This window comes from Mesorhizobium sp. BR1-1-15, from assembly GCF_020165475.1.
GTDB lineage: Bacteria > Pseudomonadota > Alphaproteobacteria > Rhizobiales > Rhizobiaceae > Mesorhizobium.
Genome location: NZ_JAIUIF010000002.1, coordinates 230,854 through 245,033 on the forward strand (window position 1 = coordinate 230,854; position 14,180 = coordinate 245,033).

General features: G+C 64.2%; 14 protein-coding genes. 3 read left to right on the forward strand and 11 right to left on the reverse strand.

Features of this window, described 5'->3' with window-relative positions; genetic code table 11:
- Nucleotide 1: 1 nt before the first annotated feature.
- Nucleotides 2-754, reverse strand: coding sequence for a flagellar biosynthetic protein FliR (fliR, locus tag LB541_RS04770; RefSeq protein WP_140496241.1), 753 nt, complete (start codon nucleotides 752-754; stop codon nucleotides 2-4).
- Nucleotides 751-2,838: a flagellar biosynthesis protein FlhA gene (gene flhA, locus LB541_RS04775; RefSeq protein WP_140496240.1), complete on the reverse strand. Its 2,088-nt coding sequence runs from the start codon at nucleotides 2,836-2,838 to the stop codon at nucleotides 751-753. Before flhA ends, fliR begins: the two co-directional genes overlap by 4 nt.
- A 113-nt stretch (nucleotides 2,839-2,951) precedes the next feature.
- Between flhA and LB541_RS04780 the strand changes: the two genes are divergently transcribed.
- The 3 genes from LB541_RS04780 to LB541_RS04790 all read left to right on the forward strand — a co-directional run bounded on the left by LB541_RS04780 (nucleotide 2,952) and on the right by LB541_RS04790 (nucleotide 6,013).
- The gene (locus LB541_RS04780) at nucleotides 2,952-3,251 is read left to right on the forward strand and encodes a putative quinol monooxygenase (protein ID WP_140665860.1); all 300 of its coding nucleotides are present in this window, start codon (nucleotides 2,952-2,954) and stop codon (nucleotides 3,249-3,251) included.
- A 131-nt stretch (nucleotides 3,252-3,382) separates the two neighbouring features.
- Nucleotides 3,383-5,179, forward strand: a complete 1,797-nt coding sequence (locus LB541_RS04785; protein ID WP_224617994.1) for a chloride channel protein — start codon at nucleotides 3,383-3,385, stop codon at nucleotides 5,177-5,179.
- Between the two features lie 96 nt (nucleotides 5,180-5,275).
- On the forward strand, nucleotides 5,276-6,013 hold the full coding sequence (locus LB541_RS04790) for a DUF4336 domain-containing protein (RefSeq protein ID WP_224617995.1): 738 nt from the start codon (nucleotides 5,276-5,278) through the stop codon (nucleotides 6,011-6,013).
- A gap of 54 nt (nucleotides 6,014-6,067) precedes the next feature.
- On the opposite strand, the gene LB541_RS04795 is transcribed toward LB541_RS04790, so the two are convergent.
- From LB541_RS04795 to LB541_RS04835, 9 genes are all read right to left on the reverse strand, one after another.
- Nucleotides 6,068-7,711, reverse strand: coding sequence for an MFS transporter (locus LB541_RS04795; protein WP_140665849.1), 1,644 nt, complete (start codon nucleotides 7,709-7,711; stop codon nucleotides 6,068-6,070).
- A 271-nt stretch (nucleotides 7,712-7,982) separates the two neighbouring features.
- On the reverse strand, nucleotides 7,983-8,249 hold the full coding sequence (gene fliQ / locus LB541_RS04800) for a flagellar biosynthesis protein FliQ (RefSeq protein WP_140496235.1): 267 nt from the start codon (nucleotides 8,247-8,249) through the stop codon (nucleotides 7,983-7,985).
- Nucleotides 8,250-8,270: 21 nt separating this feature from the next.
- Nucleotides 8,271-8,678 (reverse strand): flagellar hook assembly protein FlgD, encoded by a 408-nt coding sequence (gene flgD, locus LB541_RS04805; protein WP_140549654.1) that lies wholly within the window; start codon nucleotides 8,676-8,678, stop codon nucleotides 8,271-8,273.
- Nucleotides 8,678-9,118: a flagellar biosynthesis repressor FlbT gene (gene flbT, locus LB541_RS04810; protein WP_140496233.1), complete on the reverse strand. Its 441-nt coding sequence runs from the start codon at nucleotides 9,116-9,118 to the stop codon at nucleotides 8,678-8,680. The genes flgD and flbT overlap by 1 nt, the downstream gene beginning before the upstream one ends.
- On the reverse strand, nucleotides 9,115-9,462 hold the full coding sequence (flaF, locus tag LB541_RS04815; protein ID WP_140496232.1) for a flagellar biosynthesis regulator FlaF: 348 nt from the start codon (nucleotides 9,460-9,462) through the stop codon (nucleotides 9,115-9,117). Before flaF ends, flbT begins: the two co-directional genes overlap by 4 nt.
- Before the next feature lie 30 nt (nucleotides 9,463-9,492).
- Nucleotides 9,493-10,536 (reverse strand): flagellar hook-associated family protein, encoded by a 1,044-nt coding sequence (locus tag LB541_RS04820; RefSeq protein ID WP_140496231.1) that lies wholly within the window; start codon nucleotides 10,534-10,536, stop codon nucleotides 9,493-9,495.
- Nucleotides 10,537-10,539: 3 nt separating this feature from the next.
- On the reverse strand, nucleotides 10,540-11,991 hold the full coding sequence (gene flgK / locus LB541_RS04825; protein ID WP_224618003.1) for a flagellar hook-associated protein FlgK: 1,452 nt from the start codon (nucleotides 11,989-11,991) through the stop codon (nucleotides 10,540-10,542).
- Nucleotides 11,992-12,019: 28 nt separating this feature from the next.
- On the reverse strand, nucleotides 12,020-13,276 hold the full coding sequence (locus LB541_RS04830; protein ID WP_140624290.1) for a flagellar hook protein FlgE: 1,257 nt from the start codon (nucleotides 13,274-13,276) through the stop codon (nucleotides 12,020-12,022).
- A gap of 79 nt (nucleotides 13,277-13,355) precedes the next feature.
- Nucleotides 13,356-14,024, reverse strand: a complete 669-nt coding sequence (locus LB541_RS04835) for a response regulator transcription factor (protein WP_140496228.1) — start codon at nucleotides 14,022-14,024, stop codon at nucleotides 13,356-13,358.
- Nucleotides 14,025-14,180: the final 156 nt, after the last annotated feature.

Here is a 14,180-nt window from a genome sequence, read left to right on the forward strand (position 1 = left end):
GTCACCTCGCCAGCGTCAGGTCGACAAAGCCGTCGACGAACAGCGACAGCATGGAGCCGACGGCGAAATAGAAGATGAGCATGCCGCCGGCGATGACGAAGGGCTGAGAGATGAAATAGATCGGGATCTGCGGCGTCAGCTTGTTGACGAAGCCGATCGTCAGGTTGACGAGAATGGCATAGGCGACGAAAGGGCTGCCGAGGCGGATGACCAGGAAGAAGGTGTCCGACACCGTGTCGGCGACATCGACCAGTGCCGCCTGCGGGTTGAAGAAGACGTTGACCGGCGCGACCGTATAGGACGTCACCAGCGCGCGTATGATCTCATGGTCGAAGTCGAAGACGAACAGCAGCAGCAGTGCCGAGAACGAGATCATGGCGGCGAGCGCCGCCTGCGGTTCGGGCTCCTCGATCGCTGGCCCGCCCGAGCCGCCATAGCCGATCAGCATGGCGATGGCCGACCCCATGAAGCGCAGGGCTTCCATGTAGAGCCTGGTCATGGCGCCGATCAGGCCGCCGACCAGGAGTTCGGAAACGATCATCGGCACCAGGATCTGCGGACGCGGATCGACGAAGGGAAAGATCTTGTCCCACAGGAAGGCGAGCAGGCCGCCGGTGGCGGCGACCGCAACGAACAGCCTGACCTGCACCGGGATGCGGGCGCTGGACAGGCCGGGCATCAGCATGAAGCAGGCGCCGATGCGGCAGAAGGCGAGGAAAGCCGCGATGACGACCGCTTGCGAGAGAACGCTCACGATATCGTCCCGAGCACCCTGATCTCGACGCCCTTGGCGATTTCGACATGCGAGAGCACCGGCAGCGTGGTGAACAGCCGCTCGATGATCATGCGCACATAGGGGCGCGCGTCGGGCGCGGTGACGAGGACGAAACGCTCGCCGGCTTCGAGGAATTTCTTGATCGCCTTGGTGGCGTCCTGGCCGAATTCTTCCAGCTGGCGCGGATCGATATCGAACTCGCGCACCTCGCCCTTGGCGTCGCGCTTGAGGCTCTGGTGGAAGGCCAGGTCCCAGCGGTTGCCGAGACGCAACACCTTGAGCACGCCGCCCTCCGAAAGATCGCCGCAGATCTGCTGCGCCATGCGGATGCGGACATGCTCGACGATCTGCTCGGTGCGGCGCACATGCGGCGCGATCTCGGCGATGGCCTCGATGATCAGGTGCAGGTTGCGGATCGAGACACGCTCGGCCAGCAGCAGCTTCAACACTGCCTGCAGGCCGGGATAGGAGATGTGCGTGGTGCAGATCTCGTCGGCGAGCTTGCGGTATTCCTGATCCTGGCGCTCGAGCAGCGCCTTCATATCCTTGTAGGACAGAAGCTGCGGCAGGTTGTTGCGGATGACCTCGGAGAGATGGGTGAGCAGCACCGACATGTTGTCGGCAAAGGTGTAGTTCTCGCGCTTCAGATCCTCGGCGAATGTTTCCATGACGGAATAGGCACGCATGCCGAAGGCCGGCTCGCGGATCTCCTCGCCCGGAATTTCGGGAACGTCGCGGTTGCCGAGCAGCACCATGATCTCCCCGACGCGCATCGAATATTCGGCGACCACCGTTCCGTGCACCTTGATCTGATAGCTTTTCGGCGGGATGGCGAAATCGTCGGCGACGCGCACTTCGGGCACGACGAAGCCATATTGCTGGGCGAACTTCTTGCGCATCTTGGCCATGCGGAAGACCAGCTCCTGATGCGAGACCAGCAGCCGGGTCGAAAGCTGCTTGCCGATCAGAAGCTCGATCTCGGCGGTGGCGAGCGAGGCCTTGACCGAGTTCTTCTCTTCCTCGGCCTTGGTCGCCTTCTCCTGGTTCTTCAGCGCCTCGGCCTCGGCCATGGCCCGGTTGTGGCGCATCGGAATGACATAGCCGAGGCCGGCCATGCCGCCGGCGAGCGCGAAGAAGGGGAAGAAGGGCAGGCCAGGCATCAGGCCGAGCAGCACCAGCAGCGCCGCCGCCACATAGAGCGCGCGCGGATGCGCGCCGAGTTGCCCGAACACGGCCTGGTTCGTCGAACCGCGCGTACCGCCCTTGGAAACCAGCAGGCCGGCGGCGAGCGAGACGATGAGCGCCGGGATCTGGGTGACCAGACCGTCGCCGACCGACAGCTTGATGAACACGTCGGCGGCCTCGCCCATGCCCATGCCGTGCCTGATATAGCCGATGGCGATGCCGCCGACGATGTTGATGGCGGTGATGATGAGGCCGGCGATGGCGTCGCCGCGGACGAATTTCGAGGCGCCGTCCATCGAGCCGAAGAAGGAGGATTCCTCTTCCAGCTCGCGGCGGCGCAACTGCGCTGTCTTGTCGTCGATCATGCCGGCGGAGAGGTCGGCGTCGATCGACATCTGCTTGCCGGGGATGGCGTCGAGGGTGAAACGGGCGCCGACCTCGGCGATACGGGTGGCGCCCTTGGTGATGACGATGAAGTTCACCACGATCAGGATCATGAAGACGATCAGGCCGATGACGAAATCGCTGGCCATCACCAGTTTGGAGAAGCCGGCGATGACGTAGCCGGCGGCGTGCGTGCCTTCATTGCCGTGCGACAGGATCATGCGCGTGGTGGCAATGTTAAGCGATAGCCGCAGCATGGTGGCGATGAGCAGCACGGTCGGAAACGAGGAGAAGTCGAGCGGCCGCTGGATCCACAGTGCCACCATCAGGATCAGCACCGAAAGGGCGATCGAGAAGGCAAGGCCGACGTCGATGAGAAAGGCCGGGATCGGCAGGAACAGCACGGCCAGGATGATGACGATGCCCAGCGCGAAGAAGACGTCGCGACCGTTCTTGGCCACGGCGCCGGGCTGGATGCTTTCGCTTATCGCCATTCTAGTCCTCGAAAACCGTGGGCTGCCGAGCATGCGACAGCCCGGCGAGGGTAGCTGGCCAAGCTTGCGCGAGGGTGGGAGAGTGGCCTGCCCAACCATCGAAAGGAAATCTCATGCTGCTGGTCATCGGCACGGTTCGTCTGCCACCCGACAAGCTCGAACAGGCAAGGCCAGCGATGGAACGCATGGTTGTTGCCAGCCGTGCCGAGCCCGGTTGCCTCGCATACTCCTATGCGCGGGATGTCCTCGACGCCGGGTTGATTCGGGTCACGGAAGTCTGGAGTGACAGGGCGGCGCTCGACGCACATTTCGCCGCGCCGCACCTTGTGGATTGGCGCGCAAGCTGGCCGGCGCTCGGCATCGGCGAGCGCAATCTCGTGCTCTACGAGGCCGGCGACCCGAAGCCGACCTGACCATCGGCGGCCGGACGGGCTCCCTCCCAAAGGGCGCGCGGGCGCCGTCATTGTGGTTGCCATGCGGTGCCGCTCGGCGTATCAGCACGGCAGTGTTTTCAATGCCTTGCTGATGTCGGCGAGCCGCTCCGGTGCTTACCAAAAACCAATCGCCCAGGAATCAACCGCAAGTCTACGCTCGCCGGCTGCGCGCGGTGCTCATCAATTCGATCCCGCTGCTCGAAGCGCGAGGCATCGCGGTTGTCGTCCTTGCCGGCATCGTCGGCGTCATGGCGGGCATACTGGTCACCGCGATGAGCCAGATCGTGCAGGACCTGCACGGGCTGTTGTTCGGCGTACAGCCCGGCGGCCGGCTTTCCGGCATGTTCTCGCTCGCCCACCCCATGGAGGCCCTGATCCCGGCGATCGGCGGCATCCTGCTCGGGCTGACGGTGATCTGGCTGAGAAAGCGGAGATTTCGCACGCCTGTCGACCCGATCGAGGCCAACGCGCTCTATGGCGGTCGCATGTCGCTGACCGATACGTTCATCATCGCCGGCCAGACCATGATCTCCAGCGGTTTCGGCGCCTCTGTCGGGCTGGAAGCCGGCTATACGCAGGTCGGTTCCGGCCTGGCTTCGCGGCTGGCGCGGCTGTTCAAGCTGCGCCGCAATGATGTCCGCATCCTGGTCGGCTGCGGCGCCGCCGGCGCCATCGCGGCGGCTTTCGATGCGCCGCTGACCGGTGCTTTCTATGGTTTCGAACTGGTCATCGGCATCTATTCGGTCGCCAATGTGGTGCCTGTCATGACGGCGGCGATCTCCGCCTCGCTCACCGCCGAGATGTTCGGCGGCGTGCCGTTCCCGCTGGAGCTTGCGGGCCTGCCGGCACTCACGGCCAGCCAGTACGTGCCCTTCCTGCTGCTTGGACTGCTTGGCGGGGCCGCCTCGATCGCCATCATGCATCTGGTGACGCTGGTCGAACGCGCCTTTGCCAAGCTGTCGGTCGACGCCTCGCTGCGTCCCGTCATCGGCGGCGTCATCGTCGGCCTGCTCGGGCTGGTCACGCCGCAGGTGCTGTCGAGCGGCCACGGCGCGCTGCATCGCGAATTCGCCATGAACTATGGGCTGAGCGTGGTGGCCAGCGTCTTCGTGCTGAAGCTGGCGGCTTCCGCGATCTCGCTGGGTTCGGGGTTTCGCGGCGGACTGTTCTTCGCTTCGCTGTTTCTTGGCGCCCTGCTCGGCAAGGCATTCGCCGATGTGATGGCTTTCATCTCGCCGTCGACCGGCATCGATTCCGCCGTCGCTGCCGTCGTCGGCATGACATCGCTGGCGGTCGGCGTCGTCGGCGGGCCGCTGACGATGACGTTCCTGGCGCTGGAATCGACCCGCGACCTGACGCTAACCGGCGTCGTCCTGGCGGCCTCGATCATGGCGGCGATCCTGGTGCGCGAGACCTTCGGCTACTCCTTCTCGACGTGGCGCTTTCATCTGCGCGGCGAAACGATCCGCAGCGCCCATGACGTCGGCTGGATGCGCAGCCTGACCGTCGGCTCGATGATGCGCAAGGACATCAAGACCATCAATGCCGACACGACGCTTGCGGCCTTCCGCAAGCAGGTACCGCTGGGCTCGGCCCAGCGCGTCATCGCCGTCGACGCGGGTGACCAGTATGTCGGCGTGCTGATCGTTGCCGAACTGCACAGCGACCTGTCCGACGGCGAGACGGCGGTGCGCGACCTCGCGCAATACAAGGATGCCGTCCTGGTGCCGAGCATGAACGTGCAGTCGGCCGCCGAGACCTTCCAGCGGGCCGGCGCCGAGGAGTTGGCCGTGGTCGAGGATTTCACCGACCACATCGTGCTCGGACTGCTGACCGAGGGCCATCTGATGCGGCGCTATGCCGAGGAGCTGGAAAAAGCGCGCCGGGACTTGTCGGGCGAAGGGTAGGTCGGGCGAAGGTAGGCTGCCGAGCCGGCCCGGCTGAACTCGTGCAAGGCGAAGCTGCCGTGGCCAAGCTTGTTCTCCACCCTACATCAGCAGACCATGGCCGACCGCACACCATATCCGCCGCTCAACACGTTAAAGCTGGTTTCGAAGGACGTCTGGATCGTGGATGGCCCGGTCATCCGCTTCGGCATGCCTTGGCCGAAAATGCGGTTTCCGACACGGATGACCGTCATCCGCGTCAACGACGGCGATTTGTTCGTCCATTCACCCACCTTGCTGACAGGGAGCCTCGAGGCCGAGATCGCTGGATTGGGCAAGGTCCGCTACATCATCGGGCCGAACCGGATCCACTATTGGTGGATTCCGATGTGGCGCAGGGCCTTTGCGGATGCGGGTATCTGGCTGGCACCGGGCATTCGCGAGCAGGCGGGCGACAGGATCGATTTCGAGGCGAACGAGCTTGGTGCCGAGAGGGGCTACCCGTGGGACGATGACCTCAAGTCGCTGCCGGTGGAGGGCAGCTTCATGACGGAGATAGTGTTCTTCCATTCCGTCAGCCGAACATTGATCCTGACAGACCTGATCGAGAACTTCGAATCGCGGAAGCTTGGCTGGCCGTGGCGCTGGCTTGCCAGGGCGGCTGGTGTCGTTGATCCGGATGGCAAGACGCCGCGCGATTTGCGATTGACCTTCCCCAGGGGGCAACTCAAGGCGGCAGTCGAAAAGATGCTAGAATGGAATCCGGAACGCGTGATCATGGCGCACGGCCGTTGGTACGAACGCGATGGCGTCGCCGAACTGAAGCGCGCGTTCCGCTGGCTGGGTCCGCTCTAACGCTTTGTGTTGATGCAAGCCCGGACGAAAACGTCTTCGCGCTATCCTGCACTCCTAATGCTCGATCGGGCCCTTTGCCATGACCAGCGCCGTGCCCGCGGTTGTCGGGCGCTCGATCACGCGGCGCACCCGCGGCGGCTCGTCGCCGCTGTGCAGCGCCCGCAGGCGCTCGCCGACCGTGGCGTCGGCTTGGGTGATGCGGCCGTTGTGCCTGACATATTCGAGCCAGGTCGGCGTGTGGTAGTGCTCGATCCAGATCGCCGGATTTTCGAGATCGCGCGCCAGCGTCCAGTTGCGGGCACCGTCGCGGCGGCGGATGCGGCCGCGCTCGGCCATGGTGGCCAGGAACTCCGGCACGTCCTCGTCGCGGATGATGTATTCGATCATGATGGCGATGGGGCCGCTGCGTGGCTTCAGGTCGAGCGCGAGATGCGGCTCCTTGAAGCGGTTGAGCGGATCGAGGTTCAGCACCTGCTGCTGCGGCAGCGGCAGCACGAGGCCGATGGCGCCGCCAGCCAGCATGGCGATGGCCGCCGCGATCAGCGCTGTCCCGGCGCCATGCGCGTCGGCGACGATGCCCCAGATCCAGCTGCCGAGCGCGATGCCGCCGAAGGTCGCGGTCTGATAGACCGACAGCACCCGGCCGACGACCCAGCGCGGCGTCGCCATCTGCACGGTGACGTTGAAATGCGAAAGCGCGATCACCCAGCACGCGCCGCCGACCAGCAGGCCGAGCGATGTCTGCCAGGCGTTGTGGCTGACGGCGGCATTGAAGGCGCAGACGGCGAAGCCGGCGAAGGCCGAGCGCACCATGGTCTCGCTGGACAAAAGCTGGCGCAGCCGCACGCTGATCAGCGCGCCGCCGACCGCGCCGATGCCGAAGGCGCCCAGCATGATGCCATAGGTCAAGGCATCGCCCTTGACGACGTCGCGCGCCACCAGCGGCAGGAGCGCCAGCACCGCGCCGGCGCTGAAGCCGAAGGCGGAGCCCCTGACCAGCACCTTGCCGATATTGGGCGACATGGCGACGTAGCGCAGGCCTGCGCCCATGGCCGCGCCAAGCGATTCGCGCGGCAGCGTCGATGGCTGAACCTGCGGCTTCCAGCGCGCCAGCACGACGATGAGACCGATATAGCTCACCGCGTTGGCCGCGAAGGCGGCCGCCGCCCCGGCTGCGGCGACGATGATGCCGCCGATCGCCGGACCGACGCTGCGGGTCAGGTTGAAGCCCATCGAGTTCAACGCGACGGCGGCCGGCACCTTGTTGCGGGGCACGATGTCGCCGACGGAGGCTTGCCAGGACGGGCTGTTCAGGGCCGTGCCGCTGTCGATCAGGAAGGTGAAGGCAAGCAGCGTCCACGGCGTCATCAAGCCGGAATAGGTGAACAGGGTCAGAAGCACCGAGACGACCAGCATGAAGGTCTGGGCGACCAGCATAACCTTGCGCCGGTCGAAGCTGTCGGCGATGGCGCCGGCGACGAGCGCGAACAGCATGATCGGCAAGGTGGTCGAGGCCTGCACCAGCGCGACCTGATAGGGCGAGGTGGCGATCGTGGTCATCATCCAGGCGGCGCCGACGCCCTGGATGAGGCCGCCGAAATTCGACACGAGGCTGGCCGACCACACGGCGCGGAAGATGCCGTGCCGGAACGGCGCCAGCGCCGAAACGCTCTCGCTCTCCGGCTTTTCGTCAATCATAGGAAAGGCCCTGTCATGGCTTGCCGATCGTTGCGGTGATCCGTTTCCCCGGATGGTTTGCCGAAACTATGGCATCGTGCCGCAAAGAGCGAACGTCCTGAAAAAAAGATCATGGTCCAACAAGAGGATAGAGGAGGACCACGCAGCCGTGCGGCGTTGCTTCGACGCCGCGCCGCGGATGCAGCCCTATGCCGTACACGGTCCGCATCGGCGACAGCAGGCTGCTGCCGGTAAGTCGTCGGGGCAGAACGGGCCGGCTCGCCGCAAGCAGCTAGAACCCGTTTTCAATGCGCTCGAAGACGACGTTGGTGAAGGCCGATATCTGGCTGCCGATGAAGGGACCGGTCAGCGCCGCCACGAGCATGATGGCGACGATCTTCGGCACGAAGGTCAAGGTGATCTCCTGGACCTGCGTCAGGGCCTGGATCAAGGCGATGCCGATACCCACCGCCATGGCGACCAGCACCACCGGGGCGGATGCGGTCAGCACCGTCCACACCGCGTACTGGACGATGTCGAGTGCGTCGGCCTCGTTCATGGGGTCGGCCCGCCGGAGCCGTCAGCTTGCCGCCTTGACCGAGACGCCGGGGCCGACCGCGATCTCGGTGCCGTTGCCCAGCACGGCGATGAGGCCGCTGCTGGCAAGGCGCACGGACGCGACGGTGCCCGTCGTCTTGCCGTCGGCGGACGTTATCGAGCGCCCGATCAGCGCATCGGCCTGCGACAGCGCCGAGGACTGCATGATCTGGTCCAGCTTGGTATTGGTCTGCACAGACTGCTCGACCTGCGAGAAGGTGGCGAGCTGGGCGACATACTGTGTCGAATCCATCGGCTTGGTCGGATCCTGGTTCTTCATCTCGGCGATCAGAAGCTTCAGGAAGGACTGGTAGTCGACAGCGGTCTTGGAGGTCTGCTGGCTGGCCTGATTGGCGCCAACCGGTATCGTCGTCGTCATGTCCACGGTCATCAGCGTGCTCCTACAGCCAGCGGACGCGAGGCGCCCGGAACGTCGTCATTGCCGCCAAGCGCGCGGCGTTCGAGCGGATAGAGCGACCTGATCGCCTTTAGCGCCTCGTAGATGTGATCCTCGCCGACCATGCGGTCGATCTGTTTCAGCGCACTGCCGATCTCGGCGTCCTCGAAACTTGCAAGCAGCAGCGGCAAGGAGCGGCGGAACATTTCGCGCGCCTCGCCGGCGCCGGCCGGGTTCATCAGCATCACCTGGAGGATGAAATACAGCTGCTTGAGCGGCGTCGAGGCGTCATCGGCCTGGATCACATGGCTTTCGAGCAGGAACTGCACGTCGTTCATCAATTCGACGGTGACCTTGCGGTCGACGCGGATGACGGCACCGTTGATGTAGATCTTCTCGTTCGGCTTCAGCGATATCTTCAGCGTGTTGGTCATTGAATGCCGTCGCGGATGATCTGGGATACCTCGATCAGTCCCTCGAAATTCTGGGTGCGGCCCTGGCGGATGTCTTCCGCCTCGCGCAGCAGCCAAAGGCCGATCGAAATCAGGTTGGCGCGCAGTTCCTTGGGAAGCGCGTTGTCATTGGAGCCGAGATCCTCGACAAAGGCGGTCCAGACGCGGTTGGTGAAATGCAGCGCCTCCACCGCCTCCATCGAAGCGGGGCCAAGGGCGGCGGCCGCCGCCAGCATATCGATCGAGCGGGTCAACAGCTCCCGTTCACGGTCCTTCGCATCGGCGACAGAGGTGCTCTGGATGTCGGCGTAGGAGAATTGGTACATCGTTGGCTCTACCGTTCCGGTTCAGAGTTGTCAGGTCAGGTAATTCAATAGGCTGAGCTGCTGGAGCCTTGCCGTCAATGCGAAGGAGGTCTCGATGTGCTGCGTCAGGTCGGCGACGCGGGTCGCGGCTTCGGCCGGGTCGACCGCTTCAAGATCGAGAATGTGGCGCTCGAACAGGTCGACCTGTGTCTTCATGCGGTCGACAGCGTCGGACACGCGCTTCTGGACGATGCCGGTTTCGGACTGAACCTGGCCGATGCCGCTCAGCGCTTCGCCAACCAGCGACTGCGAGCGGCCGACGATGGTATCCTTCGCCGCCTGGCTGATGTTGGTCGACATCAGGCTGGAGACCATGGCCGCCGCCATGGCGAGCTTCTTGATACCGTCGCTGTTGGCGCTGGTCGAGGTCGCGGTGGTTTCGTTGAGCGCGATGCGGCTGACGATCTGCTGGTCGGTGGCGTTCGACCAGTTGGCCTGCCAGCCCGAACCGAAGAACTGCGGCTCGACGTCGTTGGTGATGAAATCGTCCATCTGGGCCGCGGTAATGTTTGCCGCGGCGGGGTCATCCGGCGTGAAACCGAAATTGGCGACGAAGGAGGCGTCGAAGGCAGCCTTGGCGGGTGATCCGGCCGCGGTGAAATCGTTGATCGGCTTGACGTCGGTGTTGGTGCCGGCAAACAGATACTCGCCGTTGACGCTGGTGTTGAGGATCGAGGCGAGCTGCTGGACGGCTGTCTTGCCGGCCGACTGGGTGAGGTTGGCGGAGGAATCGCCCGACGTCGAGGTGGTCAGGCTCGACAGCAAGGTCTGCGCGACGCTGGAAAGCTGGCCGAGCGAGGTCTGCGTCGAGGAGAGCCGGGCGGCCACCAGGCCGTTGGAATCGATGATGACGTTGAGCCGGTCGAGATCGCGCGAGAAGGTGACGGACTGGGCGGTGCGTCCGCCCAGTGCCAGGCCGACATCGGCGACCCTGCCGGTCGAGGACTCCTTCGTGGCTTTGACGAGTTCGGCCTGCATGCGCATCTGCTGATAACGCATCGCGTTCGAGAGGGCGGCCGAAGAGACTGAGGTCATGGATTATCCCACCGCGCTGAGCAGAGCCGCCAACATGTCGTCGACGGTTTTCATCATTCGGGCCGATGCCTGATAGGTGTGTTCGAGATCGAGAAGCAGTGACATTTCCTGGTCGACATTGACGCCGGTCGCGTTGGACAGCGCCTCGGCGCTGCGCGATGCCAGGGCTTGCTTGGCGTCGGCTGCGGTCGAAGCCTGCTGGCGCACGCTCTGGAGCCAACCGATCGAATTGGCGGCATAGTCGGCAACGCTCGACGTCGCCGAAATCCCGGCGGCGGGGTCGAATGTCATCGGCTGATCGAGCCGGTCGCCATAGGCGACCAGAAGGCTGGAATAAGAGGCGCCACCAGTGTTGACGATATAGGCCGCGCCGTTGGCGCCGCCGTCGCGCAGCAGTGCCGGATTGCCGCCGACACTTGGATCCATGGCGGCATTGACGCTGATCGTGCCGGCAAGGCCATTGACCAGCGTGCCAGCGGCCGGCACCGCCGGCGCGCCCGACCAGGTGAACAGCCCGGCGGCGTTGGGCATTGACGGCGCGGTCTCGGCGAACGCCGTGATCAGGCCGCGCGCGGTCTCGTCGAGCTGGCTCTGCATGGTCGAGGCTACGCCATCGCGCAATTGCAGCAAACCGGCAAGCTTGCCGCTGGCGCTGGTGTTGCCGCTGGTTCCCGCCGAGATCGGCACATTATCGATGTAGAGGGCATTGCCGACGGTACCGGCGCTGTAGCCGGAGGATGGGGCGAAGCTGACCGTTCGCGGGATGGTTTCGAACAGTGTCGTGCCGTCACCCGTGGTGATGACCATGTCATTGTCGCCGCGCGTGAAGGTGGAGACCGGAACATAGTCCGAGATCTTCTTCAAAAGCGCGTCGCGCTGGTCCAGCGCATCGGAAACGTCGGTGCCGGAGCGCGTGCCTGATATGACAGCCTGGTTGGCGTCCTGGAATTGGCTGAGCAGCGAGTTGAGATCGTCTACCGCCGTGGCGATCTGGCCGTCGGTCTGGGTGCGAAAGTCCTGAATGGCCCTGGAGCCTTCGTTCAGGGAGCGCACGACCTGCTTGGCCGCGTCGATAACGCTGGAGCCGAGATTCTGGTTGGACGGCGAGGTGGCATAGAGCTGCAGCGCCTGCTGCAAATTGCCGATCGCGGTCGAGGGAGAGGACGCATTGTCGACACCATTGACCGAAACATCCAGCTGATCCAGGCCGCTATAGAGCGCGTTCTGGCCGCTGTACGCCGACAGGGCGCTTAGATTCTGACGGAAGAGCAGGTCGTTGGCTACGCGCTGGATGTCAACCGAGCGCGCGCCCGGCGCCGTGCTGGTGACGACGGCGATGCGGCGCGTATAGTCCGGATTGGAAGCGTCGGCGACGTTGCGCGAGACAACGCTGGTCTGCCGAGCGGTGTTCATAAGCGCCGATTGGGCGATGCTCAATGCGGTGGAAAGCGACATGCGGGTCTTTCACGGGCGTTGCCCGGTTTTATCTCTTCAGGTTGACAAGGACGTCCATCAGGTCGGAACCCGTCTGGAAGACTTTCGAATTGGCGGTGTAGCTGCGCTGCGCCGCGATCATGTTGGTCAGTTCCTCGGCGATATCGACGTTCGAATTCTCGAGCGCGCCGGAGATGATGGAGCCAAGCTTGCCTTCATTGGCAAAGCCGACGCGGACCGCGCCGGATTCTGTGCCTTGCGAGTACACATTGCCGGGCAGCGCGGTGAGCTGGTCGGGACTCTGCACATCGGCCAGCGGGATCTTGTAGAGCGGCTTGGTGGAGCCGTCCTTGTACTGGGCGTAGATGGTGCCGTCCTTGCTGATCTGCACCTTGTCGATGGTGCTCGGCGCGTTGCCGTTGACCTGAGCGTCCGAAACCGTGAAGCCGGTGCCGAGCTGGGTCAATGCCGACAGATCCAACGAAAAGGCGCTGCCGTTGGGCACGGTGAGCGAGACGCTGTCGACGGCGCCGGTGAGCTTGCCCGTGGTCGTGTCGAACGTCAGGTTGGCCGAGCCCAGTGCGCCGCCGGCGTAGGGGAATGACGTTCCAGCGGTCGCCTTCGACTGGTCGAAGACCGACACCTGCCAGGTGCCGGCGCCGGTGTTGGTGAAATAGACGTCGAGCAGCTTCTTGTTGCCGAGATTGTCATAGGCGACCATCGAGGATTTCGAGGTGTACTGCGCGCCTGCGGCGTTGGTGGTGGGCAGGTTGCCGGCCGCGACCGGCGTCGCGCCTGCGGGCAGGTTGCCGCTGTAGAGACCCTCGGTGCTCGGGGTCGCGGTCATTCCCTGGTCGGAGATGACGACCGGGACCAATCCTTCAAAACCGTTCACCGTCGCCGCCGGCACGCCATTTTCGTAGCTGTAGGCCATCAGCTGGAAGCCGGCCGAGTTGACCAGCCTGCCCTGTCCATCGGGAACGAAGGCGCCGGCGCGGGTCAGGAAAGGCGTGCCGCTCGGGTCCTGGACGACAAAGAAGCCGTCGCCGCTGACGGCAAGGTCGGAGACAGAGGTGGTGTATTGGAGAACGCCGGGATCGCTGACCGCCTGCCGGATCGTGGTGGTGATGCCGCCGGAATTATAGGCGCCGCCCGTCGAGGGCATGACCAGCGTTGAAAATTCGGCGGAGGACCGCTTGTAGCCGGTGGTATCGGAATTGGCGATGTTGTCGGCTGTCGTCGACAGACGGTTGGCCTGCGCGTTCATGCCGGAAACGCCGGTCCGCATCATCCCGTAGAGGCTCATCGAAATGTCTCCGCAATGTCCATGCCATTGGCAGCGAGGCTACGCGTCCTGTCTTGCGCGAGGCTGGCGCGGCGGTGCATCAGAACACCAGCCGGTAGCCGAGGAAGCGCTTGGAATCGATCGGATCGGTGCCCAGCTTCTCGCGCAGCTTCTTGCGCAGCTTGCTGATGTGGCTTTCCACCACGTTCTCCTCGACCTCTTCGTCGAAGATGCCGTAGATGGCGTTGAATACTTGGGTCTTGGTGACGCGGCGGCCGCGATTGCTTGCCAGATATTCGAGAATGCGGCGCTCACGGCGCGGCAAGGGAAGCGGCTGGCCATTGATTTCAGGGTCGCGGCCATCCATGAAGATGCGCATGGCACCGATCTCGGTAAAGGCGGCATCTTCGTTGGCGCGGCGGCGGATGGCTGTTATGCGAGCCAGGATCTCGCGGATATGGACCGGCTTGCGGATGACGTCATCGACACCGCTCTCGAACAGCCGCAACGTGTTCTCCAGCGAATGCTGCTCGCTGAGAGCAATCACCGGGGCTCCGGTGCGGTCGCGGATCTGGCGCGGAGAGATCGCGCCTTCGCGGCAGTCGCCGATGAGGAAGGCCCGGACCGAGCGCAGATCGGCATCGGCCGCCGAGTTCACCCACTCGCCGAATTCGCCGGAAGCGAAGCCCGCGCAGGCGATGCCCTCGCGGTCAAAAAGTGAATTGTATCCGTCTGTCACGAGCTCTCGCTCGTCAACGATAACGATCATCGGCCCCGCCTCCGAATCAGCTCATCTGCCCCGTGGGGAAAGCCGTATCCGCTGGCAGGAATCCTGAACAACCGTCATTTCTTGTAACTAGTTTCTTGGGAGTCTGGAATCGCATCGGTTGCATTAGCATGGGGTGAGATATGCTTGGTGCTCCAA